The organism is Allomesorhizobium aridi (assembly GCF_043769475.1).
Lineage (GTDB): Bacteria > Pseudomonadota > Alphaproteobacteria > Rhizobiales > Rhizobiaceae > Allomesorhizobium.
In genome coordinates, this window is sequence record NZ_CP171729.1 from 2927503 (window position 1) to 2941979 (window position 14477).

Annotated in this window: 12 protein-coding genes and 2 pseudogenes; 6 read left to right on the forward strand and 8 right to left on the reverse strand. The window is 64.8% G+C overall.

Annotated elements, in window-relative coordinates; all coding sequences use genetic code 11:
* Nucleotides 1-65: 65 nt before the first annotated feature.
* The 3 genes and pseudogenes from ACG873_RS16385 to ACG873_RS16395 all read right to left on the reverse strand — a co-directional run bounded on the left by ACG873_RS16385 (nucleotide 66) and on the right by ACG873_RS16395 (nucleotide 3920).
* On the reverse strand, nucleotides 66-1031 hold the full coding sequence (locus tag ACG873_RS16385; RefSeq protein WP_394893084.1) for a substrate-binding domain-containing protein: 966 nt from the start codon (nucleotides 1029-1031) through the stop codon (nucleotides 66-68).
* Nucleotides 1028-2343 (reverse strand): annotated as a pseudogene (locus ACG873_RS16390) (ABC transporter permease). Before ACG873_RS16390 ends, ACG873_RS16385 begins: the two are co-directional and overlap by 4 nt.
* Complete coding sequence (locus ACG873_RS16395; RefSeq protein ID WP_394893086.1) at nucleotides 2340-3920, reverse strand: sugar ABC transporter ATP-binding protein; 1581 nt, start codon at nucleotides 3918-3920, stop codon at nucleotides 2340-2342. The pseudogene ACG873_RS16390 and the gene ACG873_RS16395 overlap by 4 nt, the downstream one beginning before the upstream one ends.
* 228 nt (nucleotides 3921-4148) lie before the next feature.
* Between ACG873_RS16395 and ACG873_RS16400 the strand changes: the two genes are divergently transcribed.
* The 6 genes from ACG873_RS16400 to ACG873_RS16425 all read left to right on the forward strand — a co-directional run bounded on the left by ACG873_RS16400 (nucleotide 4149) and on the right by ACG873_RS16425 (nucleotide 9355).
* Nucleotides 4149-5168, forward strand: a complete 1020-nt coding sequence (locus ACG873_RS16400; RefSeq protein WP_394893555.1) for a LacI family DNA-binding transcriptional regulator — start codon at nucleotides 4149-4151, stop codon at nucleotides 5166-5168.
* An 81-nt stretch (nucleotides 5169-5249) separates the two neighbouring features.
* The gene (locus ACG873_RS16405; RefSeq protein WP_394893088.1) at nucleotides 5250-6281 is read left to right on the forward strand and encodes a hydroxyacid dehydrogenase; all 1032 of its coding nucleotides are present in this window, start codon (nucleotides 5250-5252) and stop codon (nucleotides 6279-6281) included.
* A 225-nt stretch (nucleotides 6282-6506) separates the two neighbouring features.
* Nucleotides 6507-7301, forward strand: a complete 795-nt coding sequence (locus ACG873_RS16410; protein WP_394893557.1) for a transporter substrate-binding domain-containing protein — start codon at nucleotides 6507-6509, stop codon at nucleotides 7299-7301.
* A gap of 23 nt (nucleotides 7302-7324) precedes the next feature.
* Nucleotides 7325-7993: an amino acid ABC transporter permease gene (locus tag ACG873_RS16415; protein ID WP_394893089.1), complete on the forward strand. Its 669-nt coding sequence runs from the start codon at nucleotides 7325-7327 to the stop codon at nucleotides 7991-7993.
* Nucleotides 7993-8652, forward strand: a complete 660-nt coding sequence (locus tag ACG873_RS16420) for an amino acid ABC transporter permease (protein ID WP_394893090.1) — start codon at nucleotides 7993-7995, stop codon at nucleotides 8650-8652. The genes ACG873_RS16415 and ACG873_RS16420 overlap by 1 nt, the downstream gene beginning before the upstream one ends.
* On the forward strand, nucleotides 8630-9355 hold the full coding sequence (locus ACG873_RS16425; protein ID WP_394893092.1) for an amino acid ABC transporter ATP-binding protein: 726 nt from the start codon (nucleotides 8630-8632) through the stop codon (nucleotides 9353-9355). The genes ACG873_RS16420 and ACG873_RS16425 overlap by 23 nt, the downstream gene beginning before the upstream one ends.
* A gap of 55 nt (nucleotides 9356-9410) precedes the next feature.
* On the opposite strand, the pseudogene ACG873_RS16430 reads toward ACG873_RS16425, so the two are convergent.
* From ACG873_RS16430 to ACG873_RS16450, 5 genes and pseudogenes are all read right to left on the reverse strand, one after another.
* Nucleotides 9411-10353, reverse strand: a pseudogene (locus ACG873_RS16430) (dihydrodipicolinate synthase family protein).
* 126 nt (nucleotides 10354-10479) lie between these two features.
* A complete protein-coding gene (gene arsK, locus ACG873_RS16435; protein WP_394893094.1) occupies nucleotides 10480-11769 on the reverse strand; it encodes an arsenite efflux MFS transporter ArsK in 1290 nt (429 codons plus the stop codon).
* A complete protein-coding gene (locus tag ACG873_RS16440; RefSeq protein WP_394893558.1) occupies nucleotides 11762-13180 on the reverse strand; it encodes an NAD(P)-binding domain-containing protein in 1419 nt (472 codons plus the stop codon). The genes arsK and ACG873_RS16440 overlap by 8 nt, the downstream gene beginning before the upstream one ends.
* A 54-nt stretch (nucleotides 13181-13234) precedes the next feature.
* A complete protein-coding gene (locus tag ACG873_RS16445; RefSeq protein WP_394893096.1) occupies nucleotides 13235-13555 on the reverse strand; it encodes an ArsR/SmtB family transcription factor in 321 nt (106 codons plus the stop codon).
* 121 nt (nucleotides 13556-13676) lie between these two features.
* On the reverse strand, nucleotides 13677-14477 hold the full coding sequence (locus ACG873_RS16450) for a 3-methyl-2-oxobutanoate hydroxymethyltransferase (protein WP_394893098.1): 801 nt from the start codon (nucleotides 14475-14477) through the stop codon (nucleotides 13677-13679).

Genomic DNA, 14477 nt, shown 5'->3' on the forward strand with positions numbered 1-14477 from the left:
ATCTCGGCCGAAGTCGAAGTCGGCATGCTGCCGGGCGGCGGAAACCGCCGCCCGGCAGTCGGGGACTACATGCCCTTTTCTTTGAGGATCGCCTCGGCGTTCTCGGCGGTCACTTTTTCGGTCGGCAAGGTGATCGCCTTTTCCACCTTCTCGCCATTGAGATGCTTGATGGCCTGGCGCAGGCCTTCCGCGCCCGGCGTGGCGTAGAGGAAGGTTGCGGTCAGTTCGCCATTCTTCACCCAAGTCACGCCTTCGCCAGGCAGTGCGTCGATGCCGATGAACTTGATCTCCTTCTCGCGGCCGGCGTCCTTGGCGGCGAGATAGGCGCCGTAGGCCATCGGATCGTTGTGGCCGTAGACGACGTCGATCTTCTCGTTGCTGCGCAGCGCGGTCGCCATGATGTCGTAGGCCTGGTCCTGCTTCCAGTCGCCCGACTGCTGGTCGAGCAGGTTCTTGATGCCCGGCTCCTTGTCGGTGAATTCATGGAAGCCGTCATGGCGGTCATGCGCCGGCTGCGTGCCCATGCCGCCCCAGATCTCGACGATGTTGCCCTGCGCCTTGCCGGGGCCGCCGAGCAGCTCGACTGCGTATTCGCCGGCCGCGCGGCCGATCAGCTTGTTGTCGCCGCCGACGAACTGCGTGTGCTGATCGGTCTCGACATTGCGGTCGAGCACGAAGACCGGGATCTTGGCGTCGATCGCCTGCTGGACGACGCCGGTGAGGCCAGCCGATTCCTTCGGCGAAACCAGCAGTGCATCGACTTCCTGGCGGATCAGGTTCTCGACATCGGCAACCTGCTTCTCGGTCTTGTCCTCGCCATCGGTGATGATGAGCTCGACCTCGGGGTGCTTCGCAGCCTCGGCGATGATGTCCTTGTTGAACTGCGCGCGCCACGGCTCGATGGTCGTGGCCTGGCTGAACCCGATGGTCCATTTCTTCTCCTGGGCCTCGGCGCTGCCGCCCAGCAGGACGGTGCTCGAGGCGAATGCAAGGGTGAGGACTGTGAGCCCCACGAAATCACGGCGTTTCATTCGACGTTTCCTCCACGGTTATGAACTGTTGCTTCTTGCTGCGGCCGCCGTTCGGCGGACGCGTCCTTTGCGCGGACCGGAAAGCTGGCAGGCGCAGAAAGCTCAGGAGGTCGGCAGCGTTGCGTTCCTGGACCAGCACGGTGCCGACGATGATCAGGCCTTTCAGCACGAGCTGAAGGTTCGAATTGATGTTGTGAAGCTGCAGGATGTTCGACAGCAGCCCGAAGATGAGAACGCCACAGAACGTGCCCGCCATCGAGCCGCGGCCGCCCATCAGGCTGGTGCCGCCGATGACGACAGCCGCGATGGCGTCGAGCTCGAGACCCGCGCCGGCGTCGGGCTTGCCCTGCCGGTACTGCGCCACGTAGAGTACGGCCGCGACGCCGGCGAGCAGGCCCGACACCGCATAGGTCGCGATCTTCACCTTGCCGGAATCGATGCCGGAAAGCCGCGCCGCCTCCTCGTTGCCGCCGATCGCGTAGACATAACGGCCGAACGGCGTAAAGCGCAGCACCGCGGCATAGATCGCGATAGCGGCAATGAAGAAGATGCCCGGCATCGGAATGACGCCGAACACCAGCGAGCGGAGATTGTCGAATTCCGCAACGGCGTTGGAGCCGGTGTAGACCGGCAGCACAGCATTGTTCTGCCCAGCCGTCAGCCGCGCGATGCCGAGCGCCGTCACCATCATCGCAAGCGTCACGATGAAGGGCTGCAGCCGCCCGCCGACGATGAGGAAGCCATTGATGGCGCCGAAGCACAGCCCAACGCACGGCGCGACGATCAGCACGCCGAGCACGCCGAACTTCGTCGAGACTTGCGGCATGAGATACCAGAGCAGCAGCGCCGCAAGTGCGGCTCCGGCTGCAAGCGGGATGAGCAGGCCGCGCGTCCTGTCGAGCGCCTGCTCGCGGCCGGCAGCGCCCCCGGACTGCGCCTTCTGGACGTTGGCGAAGACAAACCGCACGACCGCAAAGCCGATGACGAGCGCCACTATGCCGGCCATGGGCAGGCCCATCGCCGCGGCGGGAGTGCCGCCCTCCACCGTCAGCAGCATCGCACACACAACCGAGGCGATCGCCATCAGCGAGCCGACGGAGAGATCGATGCCGCCGGTGATGATCACGGCTGTCATGCCGGTTGCGATCAGCCCGGTGATCGAAACCTGGCGCAGCACGTCGAGGAGATTGCCGTAGGACAGGAAAATGTTATTGCCCTTGGAACTGACCGGCGAACTCAGCACCCCGAGCAGGAAGATCGCGATCAGCCCCCAGTAGAGCTTGGTGCGCGAGATGAGGTGCAGGACGCTCATGCGGCCGCCTTTCCGCCGTACGGCGCGGCAAGCTGCATGATCCGCTCCTCGGTTGCGTCGGCGCGCTCGACGTTGCCCCGCTGGCGGCCTTCCGACATCACGAGGATCCGGTCGGACAAAAGCAGCAGCTCCGGTAGTTCGGAGCTGACGACGATGATCGCCAGGCCCTCGTCGCGGGCAAGCCGGAAGATCAGGTCGTAGATCTCGCGTTTGGCGCCGACATCGATGCCGCGGGTCGGCTCGTCGAGCAGCAGCACGCGCGGCCGCGTGCCGAGCCATTTGCCGATCACCACTTTCTGCTGGTTGCCGCCCGAAAGCGTTCCGGCGGCCTGCTCCACGCTGCCGCAACGAATGCCGAGGGATTTGACGGCGTCGCGCGCCAGAGCTGTCTCTCGGGCGAAGGACCGGACGCCGAACCGCGCAAGCCGCCCGACCAGCGGCAGCGCGACATTGTCGGTGATCGAGGCTTGCAGGTGCAGCCCCTGCGTCTTGCGATCCTCGGTGACGAGCGCCAGGCCGAGCCGCCGCGCGTCCCGCGGCGAACGGATGCTGACAGCCTCGCCGCGCAGGATTATCTGGCCGTCCGCCTGCCCGACCGACGAGCCGAAAAGCGCTTCGAGTATCTCGGTTCGGCCCGAGCCGAGCAGGCCGCCTATGCCGAGCACCTCACCGGCGTGAAGATCGAAGCTCACCGGATGCAGAACCTGGCGCCAGCCGCTGCGATACGGCTTGCGCAAGGTGAGATCGCGGACCGAAAGCACGACCTCGCCGCGCGTGCCGCCCTCGGCATGGTGCGCGGCCAGCAAGGCGCGACCGACCATGGCCGAGATGATCCTGTCCTGGTCGAGTTCGCCGATGTCCTTCGTCAGCACGTGCCGGCCATCCCGAAAGACGGTGACGCGGTCGGCGAGATGCATCACCTCGTCGAGGCGGTGCGAGATGTAGACGATCGCCACGCCGTCGCGCGCGAGCTGCCCGACTATCCTGAAAAGCCGCTCGCACTCCGCCGGAGAGAGCGCCGATGTCGGCTCGTCCATGATCAGGATACGCGCCGAGAGCGACAGCGCCTTGGCGATCTCGACGAGCTGCTGCTCGCCCACGCGCAGCCTGCCCACCCGCGCATCCGGGTCGAGATCGATGCCGAGCCGTTTCAGGAGTTCGCGCGCCGCGGCCCGTCCGGCCTTCCTGTCGACGATCAGTCCGGCGATGCGCTTTTCGCGGCCGAGGAAGATGTTGTCGGAAACGGTGAGCTCGGGAACCAGGTTAAGCTCCTGGTGGATGATGGCGATGCCCTCCGCCTCCGCCTGCCGGACGCTGGCAAATTCGACCGTCCTGCCGTGGAGTTCGACGCGCCCTGCATAGTCGGAATAGACGCCGGAGAGGATCTTCATCAGCGTCGACTTGCCGGCGCCGTTCTCGCCCATGAGGGCGTGGATTTCTCCCGGCCGCAGATCGAAATGGACGTCGGTCAGCGCCGCGATGCCGCCGAAATGCTTGCTGATGCCGGCAGCGACGAGCAGCGGGCCGCCTTGCGGGCGACCGCTGCCGGTTCCGGACGCGCCAATGAGATCCATCATCACAACAATGGCCTCCCATCCACGTTGCCAACGAGGCTCCAACGCTAATCTAAACGTTTCGGCGTTGTCAACGCGGACAGCGAAAGTCACGTGCGGCTTTTGATGATCCAGATAGAAAAGCTTGCGTTTCGGCTATATTCTTCCTAGTCCTGTCATCGACGGGTTGGCAAAACGTTTCGAAAAATGAGCGAAAACAGGCGACAGGAAGGCAGATCGAGCGCACCGACGATGATCGATGTGGCGCGGTCCGCCGGCGTTTCCATCGCCACCGTTTCGGCCTTCATCAATGACACCTCCAACGTCAGCGCCGAGCTGACGCGGCGCATCGAAGCGGCGATCAGCGAGATCGGCTACGAGCGCAATGCGATCGCCCGCAGCCTGAAGACCGGCGCAACGCGCACCGTCGGGCTGATGGTCGCGGACATCCGCAACCCGTTCTTCATGGATGTCGTCGCGTCGATCCAGAAGGTGCTGAACAAGGCCGGCTATGCGGTCATGCTGTGCAGCAACGAAGAAGACACCGCCATGCAGGACGAGCAGATCAAGCTGATGCTCGACCGCATGGTCGACGGCCTGATCATTGCGCCGGCAGGCGAGGACGAGATCATGAAGCGCCTCGTCAAATCGACCCGCAAGCCGGTGGTGCTGCTCGACCGCACGTGCGACGAACTCGACATAGACGCCGTCGTGCTGGACAATGCGCAGGCAGTGTCCGACGCGACGAACTATCTGCTCGGGCTCGGCCATCGCCGCATCGGCTATCTTTCAGGCTCCTCAGGCAAATCGACCGGCCGCGACCGCCTCGTCGGATACCGGAACGCGCTCGCAGCGGCTGGCATTCCCTATGAGCCGGGCCTGGTGCGCGAGGGCAATTTCCGCGAAGCCGACGGGTATCGGGCCGCCATGGAACTGCTGACCGCGCCCGAACGGCCGACGGCGCTGTTTTCGGCCAACAATCTGATGGTGATCGGCGCGATGCGCGCCATCCGCGACATGGGTCTTGAATGTCCGGCCGACATTTCGGTCGCATCGATGGACGACTTTCCGTGGGCCGATGTGTTCAGCCCGCGGCTGACCACCGTGGCGCAGCCGGTCGAAGCGATCGGCGAGCAGGCGGCACGATTGCTGCTGGAGCGATTGAACGGAACGGCGCCCGCAGCGCCGCGGCTGCTGACGTTGCATGGCAGGCTGGTGGTTCGAAACTCCTGCGCACCCATTGCAGTGGCGCCGGTTTCGAGATCGGCATGACATTGCCGCGCGACCGGCGCACTGCCATAACGCCCCCGAATATTTGACACAGGGTCCGGCAAGGCCCATCGGGAGCAGAAGATGTCACATGCAACGCAGCCGCTGGCCATCAGCGCGCCCGAGCCACGCACGCTCCACCTCATTTTCACCGCCGACGCGCTGGCGACCTTCCGATCGAGATACCGCATCGTGGAGACGACGCCCGAAGGCGTCGCGGCTCTCCCGGCCGATATGCTGGCCGAGGCCCGGTACATTGTCGGCCAGCCGCCTATCGCGCCGGAGGCGCTCGAGCGGATGAAGGCTTTGCGCTGCGTGTTCAACGTCGAGAGCAATCTGATCGACAACATGCCCTATGAGACGCTGTTTCAGCGTGGCATCCATGTCGTGACCACCGGCGCGGTGTTCGCCGAGCCCGTGGCGGAGCTTGGCCTCGCCATGGCCCTCAATCTGGCCCGCGGCATTGTCGATGCCGACCTAGCCTTCCGGCAGGGCAAGGAATTGTGGGGCGGCGACGGCAACCGAACCGCACGGCTATTGGCCGGCGCGGATGTGGGCATTGTCGGCTTCGGCGATCTGGGCAAGGCGTTGAACCGTCTTCTATCCGGCTTTCGTACACGCACGAAAGCCTTCGACCCCTGGTTGCCGCCCTCGGTCCTGATCGAGCACGGCGTCCAGCCCGCTTCGCTCGACGAGGTGCTTTCGACAAGCGACTTTGTTTTCGTCGTCGCCTCGGTCACCAGCGAAAACGAGGGGTTCCTGGGCGCGACGTCGTTCGCGAAAATGCGCAAGGGCGCAGCCTTCATTCTGCTGAGCCGGGCGGGCGTCGTGGACTTCGACGCGTTGATGGAAAGCGTGAGGAATGGCCACATCGTCGCGGCCAGCGATGTCTTTCCGGACGAGCCGCTGGCGCAGGATCATCCCGTGCGCGCGCTGCCCGGCTTTCTCCGCTCCGCCCACCGGGCCGGCGCGCTCGACATCGCCTTCAAGCGCATGGGCGACATGGTGCTGGAAGACATGGACCTGATCGATCGCGGCCTGCCGCCGATGCGCTGCAAGCGCGCCGAGCGCGAAACGGTTTCGCGCATGCGGTCGAAGCCGGTGGACAAGAATTAAGCTGCCGATGCGAGTAGCGGGTGGATCGGCGGAAACTGTTGAAAGCCTGAGACTGTCCAGCCGACCGAGCGCGGTTCTTTCCGGCACTGCACTGCACGTTATTTAGGCAAACGCTCGATTTCGATGAAAAAGGCAGGCGCGCATAAGCCGGTTCCGCCCGCGAATCCCGGCTGCGCGCCTTTGGCATGCCTGTTGCTTCCCTACGCGGACCAGCAAAGGGAAATCATCATGAACCGCAGAATCTTCATCGCGATCCTGGGCGCGGCCGTCGTCGGGCTGACCCTGCCTGACGCCACCGTCGCACGTGCCGACGCCCTGGCCGACATTGCCGCACGCGGCACCGTCCGCATCGCCGTGCCGCAGGACTTTCCGCCCTTCGGCAGCGTCGGCACCGACATGGCCCCGCGCGGCTATGACATCGACATGGCCAATCTGATCGGCGAAAAGCTTGGCGCCAAGGTCGAGATCGTGCCGGTCACCAGCGCCAACCGCATTCCCTACCTCCAGACCAGCAAGGTCGATCTTGTCATCTCCAGCCTCGGCAAGAACGCCGAGCGCGAGGCGGTGATCGATTTCTCCAACGCCTATGCGCCCTTCTTCAACGGCGTGTTCGCACCCGCCGACGTCGCAGTCGCAAAGGCCGAGGATCTCAGCGGCAAGACGGTCGGCGTCACCCGCGGCGCGATCGAGGATCTGGAGCTGACCAAGATCGCGCCCGCCGACGCCAACATCAAGCGGTATGAGGACAATAACGGCACCATCTCCGCCTTCCTTTCGGGCCAGGTCGACGTCGTCGCGACGGGCAATGTCGTCGCCGCCGCAATCCTCGAGAAGAACCCGCCCAAGCGCCCGGAGATGAAGTTCCTGATCAAGAACTCGCCCTGCTACATCGGCATGAACAAGAACGAGCCGGCGCTGATGGCCAAAGTCAACGAGATCATTGCCGCCGCCAAGGCCGACGGCAGCCTCAACGCCATCTCGCAGGCATGGCTGAAGCTCGACCTTCCGGCCGAAATGTAAGGACAGGCGGCAGGAATCGCGCGGTGACCTACCAGTTCGATTTCGGCTGGCTTCTGCCTTACATGCCGGTGCTCCTGAAGGGCATCGGCATCACACTGCAGCTCATCCTTGTCGGCGCGGTGCTGGGCGTTGCGCTCGGCACGGCCTGCGCCTGGGTCAGGGCGCTCGGTCCCGGCTGGCTGAAACCGGTTGTGGCGGGCTACGTCGAGCTGATCCGCAACACGCCCTTCCTGATCCAGCTCTTCTTCATCTTCTTCGGCCTGCCCTCGCTCGGCGTCCAGATGTCGGAACTCACCGCCGCCAGCCTCGCCATGATCGTCAATCTCGGCGCCTATAGCTGCGAGATCGTCCGCGCCGGCATCCAGGCCACCCCGCGCGGCCAGTTCGAGGCCGGCGCCAGCCTCGCCATGACGCCCTTTGAGACTTTCTGGCATGTGGTGCTGATCCCGGCGCTGCAGCGCATCTGGCCGGCGCTCTCCTCGCAGATCGTCATCGTCATGCTGGGCTCAGCGGTCGTGTCGCAGATCGCGGCGGAAGATTTGACGTTCGCCGCCAATTTCATCCAGTCGCGCAATTTCCGCGCCTTCGAGACCTATTTCGTCTCGACGCTGATCTATCTCGCCCTTGCCATCCTGCTGCGCCAGGCGCTGTCCGGCCTCGGCTGGGCGCTGTTCCCGAAGAAGAGGGCCTAATGGTCGAGTTCACGCTCTGGGACATATTGCGCAACCTGCTTCTGGCCACTCGCTGGACGATCGCGCTGTCGCTGGTCTCCTTCGTCGGCGGCGGCATCGTCGGGGCGCTGCTCCTGTTCCTCAGGATCGGCGCCAGCCGTATCGCCTGCCTGTTCGCCAAGGGCTATATCGAGCTGTTCCAGGGCACGCCGCTTTTGATGCAGCTTTTCCTCGCCTTCTTCGGCCTCGGTCTGTTCGGCATAGACGTTCCCGCCTGGCTCGCCGCCGGCGTGGCGCTGGTGCTCTGGACCGCGGCCTTTCTCGCCGAGATATGGCGCGGTTGCGTCGAATCGATCGCCAAGGGGCAGTGGGAGGCCTCGTCATCGCTCGGCATGGGCTATGTCCAGCAGATGCGCTGGGTGATCCTGCCGCAGGCGCTCCAGGTTGCCGTGCCGCCGACCGTCGGCTTCTCGGTCCAGGTCGTGAAGGGCACCGCGCTAACCTCCATCATCGGCTTCGTCGAACTCTCCAAGGCAGGCACCGTCGTCACCAACGCCACGTTCCAGCCATTCATAGTCTACGGCTTCGTCGCGCTGATCTATTTCGCGCTGTGCTGGCCTTTATCGAAGTCGAGCCAGATGCTGGAAAGGAAGCTCAATGTCGCTCATCGCAATCACTGAGGTGAAGAAGCGTTTCGGCGACAACGAGGTGCTGAAGGGCATCTCGATCGACGTTCAGCCGGGCGAGGTTATCGCCATCATCGGCAAGTCGGGCTCCGGCAAGTCGACCTTGCTGCGCTGCATCAACGGGCTGGAGACCATCGACGACGGCTCGATCGTCGTCGCCGGCGCGCAGCTCCTGCCAGACGAGGTCCACCTGAAGGCGCTGCGGCTCAAGGTCGGCATGATCTTCCAGCAGTTCAATCTGTTCCCGCATCTGACCGCCGGCGGCAATGTCATACTTTCGCAGATGGTTGTGAAGAAGACGCCGAAGCCCGAAGCCGAGGCCATGGCAAGGAGGATGCTGGAGCGCGTCGGGCTCGCCCACAAGTTCGACGCCTTTCCCGAGCAGCTCTCCGGCGGCCAGCAGCAGCGCGTTGCGATCGCGCGCGCACTCGCCATGCAGCCGATCGCGCTCCTGTGCGACGAGATCACCTCGGCGCTCGACCCCGAACTCGTCGCCGAGGTGCTGGCCGTGGTCAAGGAACTCGCTGCCGACGGCATGACGCTGCTGATGGTCACCCACGAGATGCGCTTTGCCCACGACGTCTGCTCGCGCGTCGTCTTCATGCATCAGGGCCGCGTCCACGAGATCGGCGCGCCGCAGGACGTCTTCACCGCGCCGAAGACGCCGGAGCTGCGCCAGTTCATGGGCATGCAGTAGTTTCGGAGCGTTAGCAGCCAGACCTGGACGGGCCGCCAGCCTTACTCGTGGTCGATCAAGCAGATGGCGCGCCCGGAATTGCCGCGCGCGCATCTTTTCTCGCGATGCGGGCAAGCAGGTAGTCGATCTCCGCGCGGGCCTTCTCCGTCAAGGCGCTGCCGGGCTTGCGTTGCGTTGCTGGCGATCGCGCCGCGCTTCATCATGACGTATTTCCGCGCGGCGAGCCCCACCCCCTGCTGCTGTTCGTAGCGGATATACGGCAGATGGGCGTCGAACAAATCATGCGCCTCGTCGCGCTTGCCCGCAGCCGACAGCCGCACGACATCGGCCAGCATGTCGGGAAAGGGATAGCCCGTCATGGCGCCGTCGGCGCCGCGCTCCATCTCGAAGTCGAGAAAAAGCCCGCCATTGCCGGTGAGGATGGAGAGCGGCCGCAGCGATCCGTCTTTCTGGTAGGCCCGCAGCGTCGAAATCTTCTCCAACGCGGGCCAATCCTCGTGCTTGAGCATCACGCAGGCCGGATTGTCGGTAACGATGCGGCGGATGACCGATGGCGTCATCACGACGGTCAGCGTCAGGGGATAGTCCTGGAGCACGAAGGGAACGTCGCCGCCCACCGCTTCCGAGGCCTGGCGGAAATAGGCGACGATCTGGTCGTCGGTCCGCAGTGACGGCGGCGGCGCGATCATCACGGCTGCCGCGCCGGCCTCCATCGACGAACGCGCAAGGCTGCGCATGGCCGCAAAACCCGGTGCGGACACGCCGACGATGACCGGAACCCTGGTGCGCCTGACGACGCGTTCGACGAAATTCAGCGCCTCCGAGGCGTCGAGCTGCGGAGCCTCGCCCATGATGCCGAGGATGGTCATGCCGTCGACGCCGCATTCCTCGTAGAAATCGACCATGCGATCGACGGAACTCCAGTCGATGCGGCCGTCGGGCTCGAACGGCGTCGGCGCTATTGTGAAGACGCCTCGGGTTTCGCTCGTTACCGGCACTCTTTCCTCTCGGCAGTTCGATAGTCGGCTTTTGGCCGTTGCTGGCCAGGGTCAGTCTCTATCGCAGCGCCCTGCCCAGCACTAGCCGGATCTGATCGACCCTGCCGGCCAAACGGTCCAGGTTTCTCATTCGGGGCTCGGCGCGTATTTTACCGTCGCAGGTTCCTCCGCAAACGCAAAGGCTTCCCTGTTCTTGCCGACGCTGGCTACGCGACTGTCATGCCGATTAACCAGCACGATTGCGAGGAAGGCGACAACGCCGCTCGCGCTCGTCGCTGCCAGGACCCAAAGGGCGCCGGTCACGGAGACCCGTGCCATCATCAACGCGAATACGAACGGCGCGAAGGCCGATGTGAACTGACGGGCGGCGCTGACCCATCCGAGGCGGGCGCCGTAGCCATTTCGCCCGAACAGCTCAAGCGGCAAGGTGCCGCCGACTATGCTGGTCAGGCCGGAACCCAGGCCGAACAGAATTACGAACAGGAAGGCGCCCGGCGCCCATGGCGTGGTCACCAGAAGCATGCACAGCCCGGCCATGAGCAGCGACGCAGCGACCACAGCAAGGTAGGTCTGCGAGAGCCGCCCTCCGAAGAGCATGTTGATCAGGCGGCTGGCGACCTGCGCGGGACCGAACGAGGCCGAGACGGCGAGGCCTGTCGCTCCAAGCCCAAGTGCTGCGGTCAACGGCACCATGTGGATCAGGATCGCCGAGAGAACGAAGCCCTCGATCGCGAATCCCGCCAGCATCAGCAGAAACACGGCTTGGCGGTGCCGCGGGTCAAGTTTCGCGACCGCTTCGACGGCCGGGGAGAATTCGTCGGCCCGGGGCGGTTCTGCCCCGTTCCGGCGAGACAGCCACATAAGCCAGGCATGGATCGGAAGGCAAAGTCCCAGATTGAGCGCCGCGAAGACGAGGTAGACCTCGCGCCACGTCAGATAATCGTGCAGCGCCGAGGTAAGCGGCCAGAACAAGGTCGAGGCGAATCCGGCGATGAGCGTCAGGTGCGTGATGCTGCGCTGGGGGCGCGGCGCGGCGATCTGCACGATCGCCACGAAGGCCGCGCTGTAGAGGACGAAACTGGAGGAAAGCTCCATCGCCAGCAGCGCGAGGACGAACGTCGTTCGTCCCGGAGCAAGGGCGCATAGCGCCAGCGCGAGCGCTGCCGCAACAGAGCCGACCGTCATGATGCGTCCCGCCCCGAACCGGTCTGCCCAGCGTCCGGCGATGGGCGCAAAGAGGCTGCCTGCGAAAAGCGAGGCGGACAGAGCGGCGAAGACCCAGCCTTCCGAGAGTCCGAATTCCCTGGCCATCGCCGGCGCGAGGATCGAGAAGCTGTAGTAGAGCGTGCCGTAGCCGATGATCTGGGTCAGCCCGAGCGCCCAGATCGCACTTGCGGGAACAGGCCGCTCAGGCATGGGAGCCTTCCGCTATTAGTTCTCTCGCTTCAATCTTGTTCGCGGTTCCACACCCGCAGCCGGCCGCGCCCTTTGCCTTGGCGTCTGCGTCCTTCACGCAGCAGGCGTCAACCTCCACGGGGGCGGGCCCGCCGCAGCAGCCGGAAGCACCGGTGATGCCCTCCGCGCTGCACACTCCGGTTTCGGGTAAGGCAAGCCGCACCTCGCGGGCTGCCCGATGATCCCCGGCAATCTCGGCGACGACCGAGCGAACCTGCTCGTATCCCGTCGCCATCAGGAATGTAGGCGCGCGGCCGTAGGACTTCGACCCGACGATCACGAAACCGGGTTCCGGGTGCGCGAGTTCCTCGATGCCGTGCGGCGGCACCGTGCCGCATGAATGGAAGTTCGGGTCGATCAGGGGAGCCAGTGCCGGCGGCGCTTCCACGACGGGGTCGAGCGCGACGCGAAGTTCGCCGAGGAACGACAGGTCCGGGCGGAAGCCCGTCGCGACGACGATACGGTCGACCGAAAGGCTGAACGGCTCGCCTGCCAGCGTGGCTTCGACCGCGAGGCTGTCACCCGTCGTCTCGACGCGGTCGACGGCGAACGGCGCGAGCATGTTCAGCCGACCGCGATCTATCGCCTGCTTGGCGGCCAGGCCAAGCGCGCCACGCTCGGGCAATTGGTCGTTCAACCCGCCGCCGAGGAGCTTTTCCACGCCGTTCCTGCGAAGCGCCCAGAATATCTCGGTGTCCGGCGCCTCGCCTTGCAGTTCCATCAGCGCCAACGCCACGTTGATAGCCGAATGCCCGCCGCCGATGACGAGCACACGCTTGCCCGCGTAGTCGCTCCTCAGGACGCCAGTGACGTCGGGAATGCCGTAGGCAATGCGCCCTGCCCCCATCTGCTCGCCGGGAACGGCCAAGCCGTCGACGCCGATCGGATTGGGCCGCGACCACGTTCCCGAAGCATCGATCACAGCCCGCGCCAGGACACGGTGTTCGCCGGCGGCGTCTTCGTACTGGACGACAAATGGCGATTCCTGGCGGTTCCGGTTCGAAATCTTATCATGTCCCAGCCGCGTAACGGCGGTGACGGAAGTTCCGAGCTTCAGGTTCGGAGCGATCTCAGGAAGGGCCGCCAGCGGCGCAAGGTAGTCCCGCACGATCTCGCCGCCCGTAGGCAAGCCGTCGCGGTCGGGCGCTCTCCAACCCGAACGCTCGAGCAGCGCGCGCGCAGCCATGTCAACGTTGTAGGTCCACGGCGAAAAGACCCGGACATGGCTCCATTCGAGGAGTGCCGCCCCAACGCCCGCACCGCGTTCGAAGATGAGCGGGCGGATGCCGCGTTCGACGAGATGCGCGGCCGCGGCAAGGCCGACAGGACCGGCTCCGATGACGGCGACGGGAAGATCGGCAGAAACCATCATGTTCATAGATTCGATCCTTCTAGCATTTTCGAATTAGTGGGCCAAAAAAGGGCGTCATGCGACCACTTCCCTCGCCACCGGGGGGCACGTGCCGTCGGCGCAGCACTCGTCGGCGAGATAGCCGATCAGGGCCTGCATGCCGGGATAATGGGCGCGGCAGATCAGCGTGGTCGCCTGCCGCTCCTGCGTGACAAGGCCGGTGTCCACCAGCCGCTTGAGGTGATGCGAGAGCGTCGACGCCGCGATGTCGAGCTTCTCCTGGATACGGCCGACGGGGAGGCCCTCGTCGCCCGCCCGGACCAGAATGCGGTAGAGCTGGAGCCGCGTCGGATTGCCCAGTGCTTCGAGCTGGATGGCTACTTTTTCGAGTTTCATGGAAATAGGAATACACGGGCCAGTACGGGCAGTCAAGATAATTTCGAACAATGCGGAAATAAGGATTGGTGGCGTCACTTAGTTTGATGTCTGGCCAATGGCTTAACGGTACCGGGGGCGCTCAGCGCTTGTCGATCTTGTCCATGAAGACGCGCAACTGGGTGGGGTCCATGTGGACGACGTGGCTGGCTTCCGGAAAGGCCTTGCTCTCGACATCGGCCACGAATTCCCGGAAGGCCGCGACGCGCTCCGCCTGCAGCCGATCGAGTTCGGCTGCGAAGTTGCGGTAGACCTTGGAGTGGCGCGGCATGTGTCCGCGGTTCTGGCCGAGCACGTCCTCGGCGAAGAGATACTGCGCGTCGCAGCCCGTGCCCGCCCCCATGGAGATCATGAACAGCGATGTGCGCTCCGAGATGGCGGCGGCGACTTCCACGGGCACCACCTCGATCTCCGCTCCGAAGGCGCCCGCCTCCTCCAGATGCCGGACCGCGGCCAAGATTTCGAGCGCGCTTTCGGCGGTCTTGCCAACCGCCTTCCAGCCGCCGGTCCAGGTCCGGCGCGACGGTATCAGGCCGACATGGCCGATCACCGGGATGGCTTCATCCGCCATCCGCTTGATCGTTGCGTAGCTCGCGCTGCAATAGACGGCGTCGGCGCTCGCCTTATACATTTTGAACGCCCAGCGCAGGAAATCGTCAGCGGTGCCGATTTCGTAGAAATTGTCCCCAGGCATCGAGAAGAGGCTTGGAGCGGCGTCGCGGTACCGGGGGTCGAGCAGGAGGTCGGGCGGGATCGAGACGATATCGATTCCGGCCCGCTCGGCGGCCTCGGCTTCTTCAAGCGTCATGACGCGCAGCATGGTGAGCTGGCGCTTGCCCTTCATTGCGCGCAGGTCGGCGATGGTCGGTCTGGTGCGGCTCAT